Here is a 14,597-nt window from a genome sequence, read left to right on the forward strand (position 1 = left end):
TTGCCCACCGCACCTGAAAGCCATGTTCCGATGATCATCGTCCTCAAGCCCGACGCCCCGGCCGAAACCGCCGACGCTCTGCTCAAACAGATTGCCGACAAGGGCCTGCAACCCCTTCATTTGCCTGGCACGGAGCGTGTCGTGCTCGGCGCGCTCGGCGACGAGCGGGTGCTCGCCGAGCTGCGGCTGGAAAGCCATCCGCATGTCGAGTCGGTGAAGCCGATCCTCCAGCCCTACAAACTGGTCAGCCGCGAGCTGCACCCGCACGACACGATCGTGAAGATCGGCAATCTCGCCATCGGCGGGCGCGGCTTCGCCGTCATCGCCGGCCCCTGCGCGGTCGAGACGCCCGAGCAGATGCGCAATACCGCCGAGGCGGTGAAGGCCGCGGGCGCGCAGGCGCTGCGGGCCGGCGCCTACAAGCCGCGCACCAGCCCCTACGGCTTTCGCGGCCACGGCCCGGAGGGGCTGAAGATCCTGCGCGAGGTCGGCGACGAACTCGGCCTGCCGGTCGTCACCGAGGTGATGGACACCGCTGACGTCGACATCGTCGCCGAACATGCCGACGCGCTCCAGATCGGCGCGCGCAACATGCAGAATTTCGCGCTGCTCCGCGTGGTCGGGCGGGCGGGCAAGCCGGTGCTGCTGAAGCGCGGGCTCTCCGCCAAGATCGAGGAACTGCTGCTGGCGGCCGAATATCTCCTCGCTGAGGGCAACGACCAGGTCGTGCTCTGCGAGCGCGGCATCCGCACCTTCGAGACCGCGACCCGCAACACGCTCGATCTCAACGCCATCCCCTATATCAAGCAGAAGACCCATCTGCCGGTGGTCGTCGATCCCAGCCACGGCACCGGCATCCGCGACCTCGTCACGCCGATGGCGCTCGCGGCGGCCGCCTGCGGGGCGGATGGCATCCTCGTCGAGGTCCACGAGAACCCGGCCGCCGCGCTCTCCGACGGCGCCCAGTCGCTCTATCCCGACCAGTTCGAGGATCTGATGGGGCAGCTCCGCCGCGTCGCCACCGCCGTCGGCCGGGAGGTCGCATGATCCCGACCCTTCCGAAAGCCGGCGAGGCGCTGACCCTGCAGCGCAGCCTGCCCGGCAAATATGATCCGCTCGACCTTTATGCCGCGCTGACCGACGGCGGCGGGCGCGCCGACACCATGCTGTTCGAGACGCGCGGCCAGGCGCTGATCCTGGAGCGCGCGGCGCTGCGTGCCGAATGCCGCGGCCTGGAGGTGACGGTCACCGCCCTCACCCATGGCGGCCGGCAGGTGCTGGCGACGATCGCGGGAGAGCTGGCGGACCATGTCGACACGGCATCGAACGATGAGGTCGTTTTGCGGTTCGAGCGCTGCACCGACGACGACGATGCGGTGCGCCTCGCCGCCCCCTCCCCGCTTGACGTGCTGCGCGCGCTCAGCGTTCGCCGGATGTCCCTGTCCCCGGAGGAGCCCTTCGCCCTGCTCGCCGCCGGCATCATCGCCTTCGACCATGTCGAGATGTTCGAGTCGCTCCCTGACGGGCAGGAGGACCCGCTCGGTTTCCCGAACTATCTGTTCTGGCTCGCTGAATCGCTGGTCGTCGTCCAGCCGGGCGGCGAAGCGCGGATCGTCTGCGCGGCCTTCGGGTCGGACGATCCGGCCGAGGCGCGGCGCTCGCACGGCACCGCGATGCAACGCCTTTCCGACCTCGTCGAGCGCTGCCGACGCCCGGCCCGGATCGCCGATCCGGCGCCGGCGGATGTGACCGTCGACCCCGAAACCGACCTCTCCGACACCGCCTATGCCGCGGTCATCGAGCGGGCGAAGGCGCATATCGTCGCGGGTGACGTCTACCAGATCGTCCCGTCGCGTACCTTCCGGGTGCCCTGTTCCGATCCACTCGGCGCCTTCGCGCGAGCGCGGCGGATCGACCCCAGCCCCTACATGTTCTTCGTCTCGGCCGAGGACCAGTTGCTGTTCGGCGCCTCACCCGAAACCTCGGTGCGGGTGCTGAAGAAGGACGGCGCACCCGTCGTCGAGATCAAGCCGATCGCCGGGACCCGCCCGCGCGGCGCCCATGCCGACATCGACGACAAGCTGGAGGTCGATCTGCGCCTCGACGACAAGGAGATGGCCGAGCACATGATGCTCGTCGATCTGGCGCGGAACGATGTCGCCCGTGTCAGCGCGCCCGGCACGCGGCGAGTGGCCCGCCTGCTCAGCGTCGAGCGCTATGCGCGGGTGATGCATCTCGTTTCGTCGGTGCAGGGGCGGCTGGCCGACGGTTTCGACGCCCTCACGGCGCTCCAGGCCGGCCTCAACGTCGGCACGCTATCGGGCGCGCCGAAGCTCAGGGCCACCGAATTGCTGCGCACGCTCGAGGCAACCCGCCGCGGCGCCTATGGCGGCGCGATCGGCTGGATCTCGGGCAATGGCGAAATGGACACCGGCGTCGTCATCCGCTCCGCCGTGGTCAAGGACGGCACCGCTTATGTCCGTGCCGGAGCTGGTGTGGTCTTCGATTCCGATCCGATGAAGGAGGCGGACGAATCGCGGCGCAAGGCCTCGGCCGTCCTGTCCGCCATCGCGGCAGCCGAAGCGGCGATCCCAGCACGACAGGAGGCGGCGGAATGATCCTGATGATCGACAATCGCGACAGCTTCACCTTCAACCTGGTCGAGGCGTTCGAACGGCTCGGCGAGACCGTGACGGTGCTCCGCAACAGCATCGGCGTCGATGCCGCGCTGATACGGGCGGAGGCGGAAAACGCACTGATCGTGCTGTCGCCCGGACCGGGGCGGCCGGAAGATGCCGGCTGCTGCCTCGAGCTGATCGCCAGGGCGAAAGGCCGCGCCCCGGTGCTTGGCGTCTGTCTCGGCCATCAGGCGATCGTTCACGAAGCGGGCGGTACCGTGGTTGGCGCCCACGCCATCGTCCACGGCAAAGCCTCGGTGATCACCCATGACGGAACCGGACCGTTCGAGGGGCTACCCAATCCCCTGCGCGTCGGACGCTACCACTCGCTCTGCACGCCGAGCCCGCCCGCCCGCTTCCGCGTCCATGGCGAAATCGACGGCATGGCGATGGCGATCAGCGACCCCGAGGCCCGGCAATATGGCGTCCAGTTCCACCCGGAATCGATCCTGACCCCGCATGGCGATCACCTGCTGCACAATATCGTGCGGTTGGCCGTCGCGCCCTAGCCGTCATTCCAGCGAAAGCTGGAATCTCGCTTTTCTTGAAACTGGCGGCCGAAAGGCAGGGAGATTCCGGCTTTCGCTGGAATGACGGGTTTCGTCATCGGGAGCGGCGCTTTAGTCATCCGTGAATGTCGAGCGATTCCCTTTCCGACTATGCCGCCTTCGCCGCCGAGCTGGCGGATGCCGCGCGCGCGGCGATCGCCGTCGCCTCGCGCGACGCGGACGACAAGGGCGGCGGCGCCTTCGACCCCGTTACGGAGGCCGACCGGGCGGCGGAGCGGGCGATGCGCGCGCTGATCGGGGCGCGCTATCCGGACCATGGCATTGCCGGCGAGGAATATGGCGTGGTGCGCGGCGACGCGCGCTTCGTCTGGAGCCTCGATCCGATCGACGGCACCCGGTCCTTCATCTGCGGCCTGCCGAGCTGGACGACCCTGATCGCCCTGGTCGAGGAAGGTGCCGCGACGGTCGGCCTGATCGACGCGCCGGCACTCGATGAACGCTATTCCGGCTTCGGCCGGATGGCGCGGCTCAACGGCGAGGCGCTGGCGACGAGCGGCTGCGCGACGCTGGCAGAGGCCCGCTTCTCGACCACCGACCCCTATCTCTTCGCCGGCGCCGAAGCGGAGGGGTTCGAGCGGCTCCGCCGCGCCACCCGCGTCGCGCGCTATGGGCTCGATGCCTATGCCTATGCACGCGTGGCGGCGGGCGGGCTCGACCTGGTGGTGGAATCCGGGCTGAAGCCGCACGACTACAACGCGCTGGGCCCGGTGGTCCGCGGCGCGGGCGGCTTTTTCGGCAATTGGGAAGGCGGCGACGACCTGTCCGCCGGTCGGGTGGTCGCGGCCGCATCCGAGCGGCTCTTCGAGGACGCTGTGGCTTTGTTGCAAGACTGATCGTCATGCCGGACTTGATCCGGCATCCACCTGTTCTTGTCGGAGGCTCGCAGAAAAAAGGTGGACCCCGGATCAAGTCCGGGGTGACGAAAGGGGTCAGCCCTCGTGTCGCTCCGCCAGCACCTTGGCGACATCCTCCCAGCCGAACGCCCGCGCTTCCATCAGCACGGTCAGGTGATAGACGAGATCCGCGGTTTCCGAGATGCAGGCGGCGCGGTCCCGCGACACCGCGGCGAGCGCGACCTCCACTCCCTCCTCGCCCACCTTCTGGGCGATGCGGTCCGGTCCCTCAGCCAGCAACCGCGCGGTATAGCTCGACTCCGCCGGCGCTCCCCGGCGCGCCTCGACGATCCGCGCGAGCAAGCCCAGCCAGCCGACGCCATTTGGCCCGGTCTCGCTGAAGCAGCTCAATGTGCCCAAATGGCAGGTCGATCCGGCCGGCTCGGCGAGGACCAGCAACGCATCCTCATCGCAATCGGCGCGGACGGCGACGAGGGCGAGCGTGTTGCCGGACGTCTCGCCCTTGCGCCACAGGCGATCCTTCGACCGGCTGAAGAAGGTGACGAAGCCGCTCTCCAGCGTCGTAGCGAGCGCTTCGGCGTTCATATAGCCGAGCATCAGCACCTGCGCGGTTGCGGAATCCTGCACGACGGCCGGGATCAGCCCGTCGCCCTTCGCCCAGGCGAGGCCGGCGATGTCGGCCGGCGTCAGCGGCGCATTTCGATCCCGCATGAGGCGAGATACTCCTTGAGGTCGGGGATCGGGAGGATCCGGTCATGGAAGACGGTGGCGGCGAGCGCGCCGCTCGCGCCGGCCTCGAAGGCGGCGCGGAAATGCGCCGGCGCACCGGCACCGCCCGAGGCGATGACGGGGACGGTGACCGCCGCGATCACGGCCGCGGTGTGGGCGATGTCGTAACCGGAGCGAACGCCGTCATTGTTCATGCAGTTGAGCACGATCTCCCCGGCCCCGCGTCCGGTCGCTTCGCGGACCCAATCGAGGGTCAGGCGGCCGGAATCACGGGTGGCCGCCACGCTGCCGGTATATTGCTGGACCCGATAGGCGGCGCCGTCGGCGAAGCTGTCCACGCCGAGGACGACGCACTGGCAGCCGAACGCACGGGCGATCTCCCCGATCAACTCCGGCCGCTCCAGCGCCGGTGAGTTGATCGAGATCTTATCGGCGCCGGCCTCGAGACAGGCCGCCGCCTGATCGACCGAGCGGATCCCCCCGGCGACCGCAAACGGAATGTCGATCACCTCGGCGATCCGTTCGATCCAGCCGATGTCGAGCCCCCGGCCCTCGGCGCTTGCGGTGATGTCGTAGAAGACCAGCTCGTCGGCGCCCTCGTCGCGGTAGCGCAGCGCATGTGCGACGATGTCGCCGACATCGCGATGGTCGCGGAACTTGACGCCTTTCACCACGCGGCCGTCCCGCACGTCGAGACAGGGGATGATCCTACGCGCCGGCAAGGGAGATCGCCTCCGCAAGGTCGATCCGGCCTTCCCACAGCGCCTTTCCGATCACCACGCCGCCCGCGCCCGCCTGGGCCAGCGCGACGATGTCGGCCGTGCTGGCGACGCCGCCGGACGCCTGCAACCCCATCCGCCGCACCCGCCCGGCCGCCTCGCGGACCAGCGGCAGGTTCGGCCCCAGCATCATCCCGTCGCGCGAAATGTCGGTGACGAGCAGATGTCGCCCGTCGGCATATTCCGATGCGATGTCGTAGAGTGTGCGGCCGGAAGTCTGCGTCCAGCCGGCGGTCGCGACCATCGGCATGCCGCCGACGATGTGGACGTCGAGCGCCAGCACGACACGGTCGCCGCCATGGTCGGCGATGATCGCACGGACGGCGTTGGGATCGCGCACGGCGAGGCTGCCGATGACGACACGCGATGCGCCAGCCTCCAGCGCCGCCGCGACCGAAGCGGCGTCGCGGAAGCCACCGGCGACCTGGAGCTTGACCGGCGCTCTCGCGGTCAGCCGCGCGAGGAGGTCGTGCTGAACCGGGCGTCCCGCCTTGGCGCCGTCGAGATCGACCATATGGACCCAGCTCGCGCCGGCGTCGGCGAACCGGGCGAGCGCGTCGGCGGGATCGTCCGAATAGACGGTCGCGTCGTCGAAGCGCCCCTGCGCCAGCCGGACGCAGCGACCCTCCATCAGGTCGACGGCGGGATAGACGATCATGACGCGAGAAACGCTTGAAGGAAGCGCGCTCCGGCATCGCCCGACCGCTCGGGGTGGAACTGGGCGCCGATCATGTTGTCCTTGCCCACCAGCGCGGGAATCGGGCGACCATAATCCGCCCTGGCAAGACTGGCGGGTCCATCGTCGCACGCATAGCTGTGCGCGAAATACACGTAGTCGCCGTCGGCCAGACCGCAGGCGGGATCGGCGACGGCGAGACGGCTCCAGCCCATGTGGGGGACCGGGCGATCAGGACCGGGCTCAAGTCGGCGGACGACACCCTCGAACAGGCCGAGGCATTCGGTGTCTTCTTCCTCGGATCGCTCGAACAAAATCTGCATGCCGAGACAGATGCCGAGCAGCGGGCGGGTCAATGCGCGCAACACATCACCAAGGCCGTGCTCGGCAATCCGCGTCATCGCGAAGCCGGCTGCACCCACGCCAGGCAGCACAACACGATCCGCCGCAGCGATCTCGTTCGGGTCGGCGGTGAGGCGCGGCATGGCGCCGAGCCGCTCGAAGGCGATGCGGATCGAGCCGATATTTCCGTAGCCGAGATCGACGATGGCCAGGGGAATCGGGCGCGTCACAGCACGCCCTTGGTGCTCGGCAAGGCCTCGCCGTCCCGCGCCACCGCCTGACGGAGTGCCCGCCCGAAGGCCTTGAAGCAGGCTTCGGTCTTGTGATGATCGTTCGCGCCGCTGACCTTCACATGGATCGCCGCACCCAAAGAATCCGCCAGCGAGCGGAAGACGTGCGGCGTCATCTCGGTCGGATAGGCGCCGATATGGCTGGCGGCGAAATCGCCCTCGAAGACGCTGTAGGGGCGACCCGACAGGTCGATCAGCACCTGCGCCTCGGCCTCGTCCATCGGCAGCGCGAACCCGAAGCGACCGATGCCGCGCCTGTCGGCCAACGCCTGACGGAGCGTCTGGCCAAGGGCGATGGCGCAATCCTCGACGCTGTGGTGGCCATCGATGTCGAGGTCGCCCTGGCAAGCGAGCGTCAGGGCGAAGCCGCCATGCGCGGCGACCTGATCGAGCATGTGATCATAGAAGGGGATGCCGGTGTCGATCCGGCGCGGGCCCGCGGCGTCGAGATTAACCGCGACCGCGACCTGCGTCTCCTTCGTGTCGCGAACCACCTCGCCGCGCCGCGCGGGCTGATCGCCGGTCGTTACGCCGAGCGCCGCCAGCGCGACCGCATTCTCGGCCTCGGTGCCGATGCTGAGCCTGACTCCTCCGGGCGCGGCGTTCGGGCGGAAGCGGACCCGGATGCCGAGCGCGGTCAGCTTCGCCTCCAGATCCGCCGGATCGTCCACCTCGAAAAACAGGAAATTGCCGCCGCCGGACCGCACGTTGCGGGCGATCGGCGAAGTTGCGAGCAGGCCGGCGACCCGCGCCCGCTCCCGCTTCAGCCGCTCGATCCGCTCGGCATGGACCGACCGGCGCGAGGGCGACAGGCTGGCGAGCGCCGCCTGGATCGACAGGGTCGGCAGCGGATAGGGCGGCAGCGCGCGGGCGATGAGCTGGATCAACTCGGCCGTTCCGATCGCGCATCCCACCCGCGCCCCGGCGAGACCATAGGCCTTGGAAAGGGTGCGCAGAACGACGAGATTGTCGCGCCGCGCGGCCTCCGCCGCGAGGCTCTCCAGTTCCGAGAACTCGATATAGGCCTCGTCCAGGACGACGATCGCGTCCGGCAGCGCTTCGGCGACCCGGATCACGTCGGCCGGAGCGATCGGGTTGCCGGTCGGGTTGTTGGGCGAGCAGAGAAAGGCCAGCTTGAGATCGGCCACCTCTCCCATGGCCGCGAGGAATGCGTCGGCGTCGAAATCGAAGGTTGCAGTCAGCGGCGCCTCGACGACGCGGGCCCCCTGCAGACGGGCGAACTGGGCATAGGCCGAGAAGGTGGGCGGACAGATCGAGACGGCGTCCCGTCCCTCGCGGCAGAAGGTGCGCACCAGGATGTCGATCGCATCGTCCGCGCCGCGGGTGACGACAAGGCTCTCCGGCGCGACGCCGTAGAGCGCGGCCATGGCCCGGCGCAGCGACGCCGGCTGCGGCTCGGGATAGCGGTTGACGGTGGCCGCGAGCGATCCCTCGACCAGCGGCGCATAGGGATTCTCGTTGGCGTCGAGCTTGATCGCGTCGGCGCCGAACGCGTCGTTCGCCTGGGCGGCGATATCGACCGGCGGCAGCGACAGGATTTCGGGGCGCGCAAGACGGGCGGCGAGCGACGTCATGCCACCACTTCCAACTGGCGCGTCTCGGCGGCGCGGGCATGGGCTTCCAGGCCTTCCAGGCGGGCGAGCGCGGCCGCAGGCGCAGCAAGCTGGCGCGCCGCTTCGGGCGTCGCCTGCTGGATGCTGATCGCCTTCAGAAAGGAGTAAACCGAGACGCCGCTCCACGCGCGCGCCGCGCCGTCGGTCGGCAGGACGTGGCTCGATCCGGCGAGATAGTCACCAAATGTCTCGGCCGCGGCATAGCCGGCGAAGACCGCACCTGCATTGCGGACCAGCTCGACCAGCGCGAGGTGATCGGCGACGGCCAGCGAGAGGTGCTCGGGCGCATAGAGATTGGCAATCTCGACGGCCTGTTCCGTCGTCTCGGCGAGGATCAGCCGGGCCGACGCCAGCGCGGCTTCGGCCACCTCGGCGCGCGGAAGGCTCGCGAGTTGGGCGTTCAGCTCGGCTTCGACGGCGTCGGCCAGCTCGGCCGAGGTGGTGACCAGCAGCACCTGCGCCTGCCGATCATGCTCGGCCTGGCTGAGCAGGTCGGCGGCAACGACCGCGGGGTTCGCTCCCCCATCCGCGATCACCAGCAGCTCGCTCGGACCGGCGGGCATGTCGATCGCCGGGCCGCCGGGCAGCCCTGCGACACAGGCCTTGGCCTCCGCTACCCAGGCATTGCCGGGCCCGCAAATCTTGGCGACGCGGGGAATGTCGCCAGCGCCGAAGGCCAGCGCGGCGATCGCCTGCGCACCGCCCGCCGTCCAGATCGCCGGAATGCCGCACATGTCCGCCGCGAGCGCGATGACGGGATCGAGCCCGCCCCCGGCACGCGGCGGCGTCGCGACGACGATCTCCCTCACCCCCGCGGCGCGCGCCGGCAGCGCCAGCATCATCAAGGTCGAGAAGAGCGGCGCGACCCCACCCGGCACATAGAGGCCGATCCGGTCGATCGGGCGCCAGACCTTGCGGACGCTGAGGCCCGGCACGGTCTCCACCGCATGTTCGGCCGGCAGGCTCTTCTCGTGAAACCGCACGATGTTCCGGCGCGCGAGCTCGATAGCGCGAAGCTGCTCGGTGGAAAGGATGCGGCGCGCCTCCTCGGCAGCGGCAGCGACCGGCACCCGCTCCGGCGTCGCGCCGTCGATCCGCAGCGCCTGCGCGACCAGCGCCTCCCAGCCACCGGCGCGCACATCCTCGACGATCGCCGCGACCGCCGTGCGCAACGCCGGGTCGCTTCGCCCCGCAGGTCGGGCGACCGCGGCGATGCGGGCCGCCTCATCGAGGGTGTTCCAGTCGAAGCGCCGCATCACATCATCATCTTTTCAATGGGCATGACCAGGATCGCCGAGGCGCCGGCGGCTTTCAGCTTCTGCAGCGTCTCCCAGAAGACCGATTCCTTGCAGACCGCATGAACCGCGAAATGGCCCGGCGTGCCGGCGAGTGGAATGATCGTGGGCGCCTCCGCGCCTGGCAGGATCGCGGAGATCTGGCCCAGCGCCGCCTCCGGCGCGTTCAGCATGATATATTTGGATTCCTGGGTGGCGAGCACGCCCTCGATCCGGCGCAGCAGGTTCTCGCTCAGCTCCTGCTTTTCCGGATTGAGCGCCCTGCGGGTGCGCACCAGCACTGCCTCGCTCTCCATCACCGTCTCGACCGGTACCAGGCCGTTGGCCTCGAGCGTCGCGCCGGTGGAGACGAGGTCGCAGACGAAGCGGGCGATGCCGAGCCGCGGCGCCAGCTCGACCGCGCCGGTCATCTTGACCACCGTCGCGTCGATGCCGCGATCGTCGAGGAAGCGCTTGAGGAGACGCGGATAGGAGGTGGCGATCCGCTCTCCGGCCAGCACCTCAGGCCCCGAATAAGCAAAGGCTTCCGGCGCCGCGATTCTGAGCGCGCAACGGCCAAAGCCCAGCGGCGCGACCACGTCGAAGCGCGCCTCGGGCTGGTCGAGCGCGAACTCCTCCAGCACGTTCAGGCCGACCATGCCGAACTCGCAGACGCCGTCGGCGACAAAGGTCGGGATGTCGTCGTCGCGCACGAACATCAGGTCGATCGGGAAATTGTCGACTCGGGCGGTCAGCGCATTCTTGCCGTTCTGGATCTTGAGGCCGGCATCGCGCAGCAGGCCGCGGCTGTAATCCGCGAGCCGGCCGGACTTCTGCACTGCGATGTGGAGGCGCTGGCTGTCAACGAACATCGCCGCCCCCCAAACGGTCGAGCGCGGCGCGGTAGCCGAGATGCCGCTCCTGCTTCAGGAAGCGGGCGACCCGGACGATCGTCGTCGTGCTCACCCCGGTCGCGTCATGGATCTCGCGATAGGTGAGGTCGGTCTCGTCGAGCAGCCGGGCGACGTGCCAGCGTTCGGCGAGGGTGCGGACCTCGGCGGGCGTACACAGGTCCGCGAGCAGGCGCTCCATCTCCGCCGCGTCGTCGGGCGCCAGCAGCGCACGGCACAGATCGGCGCTCAGCGCGGCGCTGTCGCGAGTGGGCTTGATGGTGGTCGTCGTAGTCATCGGCTCGTTATATTGTGTTATCACGCTGTAACAAACGGACCACTAACGGGCCGGGTCCGGAGATGCAAGCGATTCGGTGAAACGCGCAGCGCTGGCAGCCGGGCGGGGATCGGTGTAGGGCCGCTGGCGCACCAGAATGCGCAATGCGAGGAGAGGGAATGGCGTGCGGTTACATGTCCGGCTTCGGCGGCCATTTCGAGACGGAGACGGTGGCGGGCGCGCTGCCCGAGGGACGCAACTCGCCGCAGCGGCCGGCCTTCGGCCTCTATGCCGAGCAGCTTTCCGGCACCGCCTTCACCGCGCCGCGGCACGAGAACCGCCGCTCCTGGCTCTACCGGATGCGGCCGACCGCCGACCATCGCCCCTATCAACGCTACGAAGGCGCGGCCTTGTTCGCCCCGGGGCCGGTCGAGACGCCGCTCGCACCCAACCGCCTGCGCTGGGACCCGCTGACCATGCCCGAGACGCCGACCGACTTCGTCGACGGGCTGGTAACGATGATGGCCAATCGCGATCCGGCGAGCCTCGAGGGCGTAGCCGTCCACGTCTATCGCGCGACGAAGGACATGGACCGCGTCTTCTTCGATGCCGACGGCGAGCTCCTGATCATCCCTGAGCAGGGCCGGCTCGATCTCGCCACCGAAATGGGCCGGATCGCGCTGGAGCCCGGCGAGATCGCGCTGATCCCGCGTGGGCTTCGCTTCCGGGTCGCCCTGCCCGACGGCACGGCACGTGGTTATGTCGCCGAGAATCACGGCACCCTCTTCCGCCTGCCCGAACTGGGCCCGCTCGGCTCCAACGGCCTCGCCGCGGCGCGTGACTTCCTGACCCCGGTCGCCGCCTATGAGGACGAAGACGGCCCGGTCCAGCTCGTCCAGAAGAACTTGGGATCGCTCTGGACGACGACGCTCGACCACTCCCCGCTCGACGTCGTCGCCTGGCACGGCAATCTCGCGCCGTGCAAATATGACCTCAGGCGCTTCAACACGATGGGAACGGTGAGCTTCGACCATCCCGATCCGTCGATCTTCACCGTGCTGACCTCGCCCTCCGAGACGCCCGGCCGCGCCAATGCCGATTTCGTCGTATTCCCGCCGCGCTGGATGGTCGCCGAGGACACGTTCCGTCCACCCTGGTTCCACCGCAACGTGATGAGCGAGTGCATGGGCCTCATCTACGGCGCCTACGACGCCAAGGCGGAAGGCTTCCAGCCCGGCGGCATGAGCTTGCACAATCTGATGGCCGGCCACGGACCGGACGTCGCCAGCTGGCAGGCGGCAAGCGCGGCGGAGCTGAAGCCGCACAAGATCGACGGCACGCTGGCCTTCATGGTCGAGACCTGCTGGCCCTACCGGCCGACGCAATTCGCGCTCGACCGTGCCCAGAGCGATTATGATGCGGCCTGGGGCGGCTTCCCGAAGGCGCAGCTGCCCTGACCGGCTAGTGCGCGAGCGCGGTCGCGAGCAGCACCAGCGCCGTCACGCCGAGCAGGGCTCGCCACGCATGGGACGCCTCCCATCGGTCGCGAAGGACGGTCCAGTCTGCGCCGAGCGCATCACCGTCGCGGGGGCGGCCAAAGAAGCGATTGGCTGACGCGGAGAGCGCGGTGTCCTTGAGCCAGAACTTGTTCACCGGCGCGGTCAGCATCCAGTAGAGCAGGTGCATGACGACCAGTATCGTGAGGGCGGCAAGGGTCAGCCAGAAAGCAGGGGTGTCCCGCGGTGTCAACAGCACGAGGAGGAGCGTCGCGACCATGCCGCCGAACTCGCCGATGAGGCCGCCCAGGGTGAAGCCCGGATAGTAGATCGGCTGCACGGCGATGTAGGTCTCACGGTCGAGCCGGGCCTTGCCCGGCCATTCGAGCGCATGGGCGAGCGCCGTCGCCATCGCGACCGCGACGAGCAGGAGCGTCAGCACCTGGAAGGCGATGAACATGGCGGCACCGATCCTTTCAGGCATCAATGCCTCGACCGGCGATTTTCTCCGTTGACCGCAGACGTCCCTAGCGGCTGGCCCGGCGACGGCCGCCGCCCAGCGCTTCGGCGTCGCGGTTGTAGACGTCCGTGCGATAGGCGATGCCGCCGTCGCCGTCCGGCGCGGCGGTAAAGTAGGTGATATAGACCGGCACCGGCGTCGGCAGATCGACATTCTGCTCGCGGCCGCCCTGCGGAACGCGGATCGGGCGGCCGAACAGCCAGCGCGCGAGCCGCGGCGCGTCCTCGACCCGGACGCAGCCGGCGCTGAACTGCCGGGCGGCCTCGCGCAGCAGATCGCGCTCCGGCGTGTCGTGGAGATAGACGCCGAGCGTGTTGGGAAACATGAACTTCATCCGCCCCATCGCATTTTCCGGCCCGGGCAGCTGGCGCACGCGCAGCTGCCGCTGGCCGGCGAGGACCGCCTGCCAGTCGACCTCCGAGGCCTCGAGCACACGGGCATTGGACGTCCAGTCCGACAGCACCTCGAAGCGGCGCTGGCGCAGGAAGCCGGGCCCGTCGCGCAGCACCCCTTCGGCGACGCGCGAGGGAACGAGATCGGGCGGGATGTTCCAGTAGGGATTGACCGCGGCGTAGCGGATCAGGCCGGCCATGACCGGCGTCGGATCGGTGACGCGGCCGACGACGACGCGCATCGTGTCGCGCACCCGGCCGTCCTCGTAGACCCAGAGGCGCGCGGCAGCGGCATCGACCAGGATGTAGCGGTCGAGATCGACTGGCAGCAGACGGGCGCGGGCCAGGTTGAGGCCGAGCACCCGCCGCCGGTCGACGCCGCCGTTGAGCGCGGCGAGCGTGCGCGGGCCGACCCGGCCGTCGTCCGGCAGGCCGTGGGAGCGCTGAAAGGCGCGCACGGCATTGGCGACCTCGCGGTCGAAGGCGCCCTCCTCCGGCTCGATGCCGAGCCGGGCGCGCAGCATCGGCACGCGCGGATCGAGGCTGCCTTCGCGCAGCAGCGGCCCCTCGGGCAGGCGGACGCGCACGACGCGCTCCGACCCGCCGGTCGCGGCATAGGCCGCGCGCAGCTGGCCATAATAGGGATGCATCCAGCCGATCCGCTCGAGATACTGGCCGAACGACGGCGCCGCGGCGGCGCGTTCGAGCACGGCGCGAACGGTAGGCGCGCTCGGCGCCAGCTCACGGTCGACATAGAAGGTGCCGGTCTCGCGCGGCGGTCGGCGCATGTCACGGACATATTCCACGAAGCGGCGCGAGAGCAGGATCTCGGTCTCGGCAAGCTCCTCGGGATGGCCTTCGCGGGCGCGGTCGATGGCGCGGACGAGCGAGCGGGTGCGATAATCGCCCGAGTCGAGGTCGTCGAGCTCCGCCGTCTCGAGCAGGCGCAGCAGCGTGTCGGCCTCGGGCCCGATCGTGCCGCCGCGGATCCAGAGCGGCCGGAAGCGGCGCGCCTGATAGAAGGCGCGCATCTCGCGGTCCGAGATGCGGACCGAGTTGAGCTCGGCCTGGACGGGTCCGGGAACCGGCTGCGTGGCGACGGACGCCGGCGACAGCGCGACAACCAGGACGAAGCTTGCGAAGGCAAGAATGCGCGCCGGCCGGAGGACCCGGCCGGCCGCATGTCGTGTCAGCATC

Annotated in this window: 15 protein-coding genes; 5 read left to right on the forward strand and 10 right to left on the reverse strand. The window is 69.4% G+C overall.

The features are described 5' to 3' along the window. Nucleotides 1-30 precede the first annotated feature (30 nt). From aroF to RCO27_RS04995, 4 genes are all read left to right on the forward strand, one after another. Entirely contained in the window at nucleotides 31-1,047 is a 1,017-nt protein-coding gene (gene aroF / locus RCO27_RS04980; RefSeq protein ID WP_309001528.1) for a 3-deoxy-7-phosphoheptulonate synthase, read from the forward strand. Continuing rightward, nucleotides 1,044-2,618 carry an anthranilate synthase component 1 gene (locus RCO27_RS04985; RefSeq protein ID WP_309001529.1) on the forward strand — a complete coding sequence of 525 codons (1,575 nt, stop codon included), beginning with the start codon at nucleotides 1,044-1,046 and terminating at the stop codon, nucleotides 2,616-2,618. Before aroF ends, RCO27_RS04985 begins: the two co-directional genes overlap by 4 nt. Then, nucleotides 2,615-3,187, forward strand: a complete 573-nt coding sequence (locus RCO27_RS04990; RefSeq protein ID WP_309001530.1) for an aminodeoxychorismate/anthranilate synthase component II — start codon at nucleotides 2,615-2,617, stop codon at nucleotides 3,185-3,187. The genes RCO27_RS04985 and RCO27_RS04990 overlap by 4 nt, the downstream gene beginning before the upstream one ends. A 125-nt stretch (nucleotides 3,188-3,312) precedes the next feature. Continuing rightward, nucleotides 3,313-4,080 (forward strand): inositol monophosphatase family protein, encoded by a 768-nt coding sequence (locus RCO27_RS04995; protein WP_309001531.1) that lies wholly within the window; start codon nucleotides 3,313-3,315, stop codon nucleotides 4,078-4,080. 96 nt (nucleotides 4,081-4,176) lie between these two features. Here the strand turns inward: RCO27_RS04995 and hisIE are convergent, their stop codons facing one another. Genes hisIE through RCO27_RS05035 form a run of 8 tightly spaced genes read right to left on the reverse strand, consistent with a single transcriptional unit; the run spans nucleotide 4,177 to nucleotide 11,013 of the window. Then, on the reverse strand, nucleotides 4,177-4,812 hold the full coding sequence (gene hisIE / locus RCO27_RS05000) for a bifunctional phosphoribosyl-AMP cyclohydrolase/phosphoribosyl-ATP diphosphatase HisIE (RefSeq protein WP_309001532.1): 636 nt from the start codon (nucleotides 4,810-4,812) through the stop codon (nucleotides 4,177-4,179). Next, nucleotides 4,788-5,552, reverse strand: a complete 765-nt coding sequence (gene hisF, locus RCO27_RS05005) for an imidazole glycerol phosphate synthase subunit HisF (protein ID WP_309001533.1) — start codon at nucleotides 5,550-5,552, stop codon at nucleotides 4,788-4,790. Before hisF ends, hisIE begins: the two co-directional genes overlap by 25 nt. Further along, on the reverse strand, nucleotides 5,539-6,267 hold the full coding sequence (locus tag RCO27_RS05010) for a 1-(5-phosphoribosyl)-5-[(5-phosphoribosylamino)methylideneamino] imidazole-4-carboxamide isomerase (RefSeq protein ID WP_309001534.1): 729 nt from the start codon (nucleotides 6,265-6,267) through the stop codon (nucleotides 5,539-5,541). Before RCO27_RS05010 ends, hisF begins: the two co-directional genes overlap by 14 nt. Then, the gene (gene hisH / locus RCO27_RS05015; RefSeq protein WP_309001535.1) at nucleotides 6,264-6,857 is read right to left on the reverse strand and encodes an imidazole glycerol phosphate synthase subunit HisH; all 594 of its coding nucleotides are present in this window, start codon (nucleotides 6,855-6,857) and stop codon (nucleotides 6,264-6,266) included. Before hisH ends, RCO27_RS05010 begins: the two co-directional genes overlap by 4 nt. After that, nucleotides 6,854-8,512, reverse strand: coding sequence for a histidinol-phosphate transaminase (hisC, locus tag RCO27_RS05020; RefSeq protein WP_309001536.1), 1,659 nt, complete (start codon nucleotides 8,510-8,512; stop codon nucleotides 6,854-6,856). Before hisC ends, hisH begins: the two co-directional genes overlap by 4 nt. Then, entirely contained in the window at nucleotides 8,509-9,807 is a 1,299-nt protein-coding gene (gene hisD, locus RCO27_RS05025; protein WP_309001537.1) for a histidinol dehydrogenase, read from the reverse strand. Before hisD ends, hisC begins: the two co-directional genes overlap by 4 nt. After that, nucleotides 9,807-10,697, reverse strand: a complete 891-nt coding sequence (gene hisG / locus RCO27_RS05030) for an ATP phosphoribosyltransferase (RefSeq protein WP_309001538.1) — start codon at nucleotides 10,695-10,697, stop codon at nucleotides 9,807-9,809. The genes hisD and hisG overlap by 1 nt, the downstream gene beginning before the upstream one ends. After that, nucleotides 10,687-11,013 (reverse strand): YerC/YecD family TrpR-related protein, encoded by a 327-nt coding sequence (locus tag RCO27_RS05035; protein WP_309001539.1) that lies wholly within the window; start codon nucleotides 11,011-11,013, stop codon nucleotides 10,687-10,689. Before RCO27_RS05035 ends, hisG begins: the two co-directional genes overlap by 11 nt. A 158-nt stretch (nucleotides 11,014-11,171) precedes the next feature. Here RCO27_RS05035 and hmgA point away from each other — a divergent pair, with 158 nt between their 5' ends. Beyond that, nucleotides 11,172-12,449, forward strand: a complete 1,278-nt coding sequence (gene hmgA / locus RCO27_RS05040) for a homogentisate 1,2-dioxygenase (RefSeq protein ID WP_309001540.1) — start codon at nucleotides 11,172-11,174, stop codon at nucleotides 12,447-12,449. A gap of 4 nt (nucleotides 12,450-12,453) precedes the next feature. Here hmgA and RCO27_RS05045 read toward each other — a convergent pair whose 3' ends face one another. Further along, nucleotides 12,454-12,972, reverse strand: a complete 519-nt coding sequence (locus RCO27_RS05045) for a hypothetical protein (protein ID WP_309001541.1) — start codon at nucleotides 12,970-12,972, stop codon at nucleotides 12,454-12,456. Nucleotides 12,973-13,015: 43 nt separating this feature from the next. Then, complete coding sequence (locus RCO27_RS05050; RefSeq protein WP_309001542.1) at nucleotides 13,016-14,596, reverse strand: L,D-transpeptidase family protein; 1,581 nt, start codon at nucleotides 14,594-14,596, stop codon at nucleotides 13,016-13,018. Nucleotide 14,597 lies beyond the last annotated feature (1 nt).

The organism is Sphingosinicella sp. LHD-64 (genome assembly GCF_031157375.1).
In the GTDB taxonomy this organism is placed as follows: Bacteria; Pseudomonadota; Alphaproteobacteria; order Sphingomonadales; family Sphingomonadaceae; genus Allosphingosinicella.

Coding starts and splice junctions, on each gene's coding strand:
- aroF (WP_309001528.1), top strand. CDS start 31: ATGATCATCGTCCTCAAGCCCGACGCCCCGGCCGAAACCGCCGACGCT.
- RCO27_RS04985 (WP_309001529.1), top strand. CDS start 1,044: ATGATCCCGACCCTTCCGAAAGCCGGCGAGGCGCTGACCCTGCAGCGC.
- RCO27_RS04990 (WP_309001530.1), top strand. CDS start 2,615: ATGATCCTGATGATCGACAATCGCGACAGCTTCACCTTCAACCTGGTC.
- RCO27_RS04995 (WP_309001531.1), top strand. CDS start 3,313: ATGTCGAGCGATTCCCTTTCCGACTATGCCGCCTTCGCCGCCGAGCTG.
- hisIE (WP_309001532.1), bottom strand. CDS start 4,812: ATGCGGGATCGAAATGCGCCGCTGACGCCGGCCGACATCGCCGGCCTC.
- RCO27_RS05010 (WP_309001534.1), bottom strand. CDS start 6,267: ATGATCGTCTATCCCGCCGTCGACCTGATGGAGGGTCGCTGCGTCCGG.
- hisC (WP_309001536.1), bottom strand. CDS start 8,512: ATGACGTCGCTCGCCGCCCGTCTTGCGCGCCCCGAAATCCTGTCGCTG.
- hisD (WP_309001537.1), bottom strand. CDS start 9,807: ATGCGGCGCTTCGACTGGAACACCCTCGATGAGGCGGCCCGCATCGCC.
- hisG (WP_309001538.1), bottom strand. CDS start 10,697: ATGTTCGTTGACAGCCAGCGCCTCCACATCGCAGTGCAGAAGTCCGGC.
- RCO27_RS05035 (WP_309001539.1), bottom strand. CDS start 11,013: ATGACTACGACGACCACCATCAAGCCCACTCGCGACAGCGCCGCGCTG.
- hmgA (WP_309001540.1), top strand. CDS start 11,172: ATGGCGTGCGGTTACATGTCCGGCTTCGGCGGCCATTTCGAGACGGAG.
- RCO27_RS05045 (WP_309001541.1), bottom strand. CDS start 12,972: ATGCCTGAAAGGATCGGTGCCGCCATGTTCATCGCCTTCCAGGTGCTG.
- RCO27_RS05050 (WP_309001542.1), bottom strand. CDS start 14,596: ATGCTGACACGACATGCGGCCGGCCGGGTCCTCCGGCCGGCGCGCATT.